The 1,323-nt window shown below is 40.7% G+C and carries 1 protein-coding gene; it reads left to right on the top strand.

Going from position 1 to position 1,323, the window contains the following annotated elements:
* Nucleotides 1-340: 340 nt before the first annotated feature.
* Nucleotides 341-1,323 (top strand): spore germination protein (locus AN963_RS00030; protein WP_161827245.1); only part of this gene is annotated, 983 nt, incomplete at its 3' end.

The raw sequence follows: 1,323 nt of genomic DNA, 5'->3' as shown, positions 1-1,323 counted from the left end.
AATCGTGATGAAAAACGGGGATTGAAACTGGGAAGCTGTGTTTTGTCCGAATGTTAAAAGCGGGACAGAAGTGGAGATCAGAAATAAGGGGAGAAGGAAACGCTTTAACCATAATCTTAGCAACAAGTAGGAATACGAAGTTCCGAAATAACTTGTCCAGTTATGTATGAAACCCTCAATATAATTTAGCTTTGGTCTCAAACCTTGTCGTCCAACACAAAGTAACTAGATCTTGTCTAGCTGAGAGTTCCGTCAAATATGAAGAGGAAGGGATTTTATGGATAATGATCATTTTATTGGTTACATTAATGGAAATTAGGTTGAACCAAGGTGAAGGAAAATGAACGATCTTTTAGGGAAATGGAAATCGAAAAACCGTGCAGTAAAAGGACAGCCCATGCTAATAGACCTGTTTCCTTCCTTGCAGAAAAATAAGGAATACATTCAAAGTCAGCTGTTTCATTCAAGTGATTTGAAGTGGCGGAGCATTAAGTTTAATCAAATGGAAGGACTCTTAGTATTTTTAGAATCTCTTACTGATCAACAAAGAATCCAAAAAGAGATTATTCAACCTATAGAAGAAAAGAAAGAAGGAATCGTGGAAGAAATCATATCTTCTATGGAGTTTGAGAGGAAATCTGATCTCAGCGAGTTGCCCGAGGCTTTAGTTCAAGGAAAAGGAATATTGTTATTTGATGGCTCAGCAGAAGCTTTTGTAATCGGAGTCGCGGCAAGTTATAAACGGAGTATCACGGAGCCGGTGAACGAAGCAGTTGTTCGCGGCGCTCATGAAGGCTTTATTGAGCACCTCATCACGAATCTGTATCTGGTACGAAAGCGTATTGAAAATCCGAACCTGGTCACTCGCTATTACCAGGTCGGAAAGGAAGCAAAAGCAAAATTGGCCCTTCTATATATGCAGGATCTGGCCAATCCGGATCTGGTTAAAGAGGTAGATTCGAGACTTGGTTCCATTGCGATGGACACCATCTTCTCACCTGGATTTATTGCCGAACTGATAGAAGACAACCCATTTTCTCTTTTTCCGCAAATCTTATTTACGGAAAGACCGGATCGGGCAGTAGCTCATCTCATGGAAGGCCGTGTTGTTATCTTATCTAACGAAGATCCGTCTGCGTTGATTTTGCCTGTGACTTTCTTTGCTTTTTATCAAAGCCCAGATGATTATCAAAGCAGGTGGGTTGTCGGGTCGTTCGTCCGATTGATTCGCTTGATTAGCTTTATCACCTCTTTTCTAGTACCTGCTCTTTATATTGCCGTTGTCGGCTTTCATCCCGAAATTCTTCCTTCCAATTTGATCTT

The organism is Brevibacillus choshinensis, from assembly GCF_001420695.1.
Lineage (GTDB): Bacteria > Bacillota > Bacilli > Brevibacillales > Brevibacillaceae > Brevibacillus > Brevibacillus choshinensis.
This window is presented reverse-complemented; position numbering and strand designations above follow the sequence as displayed.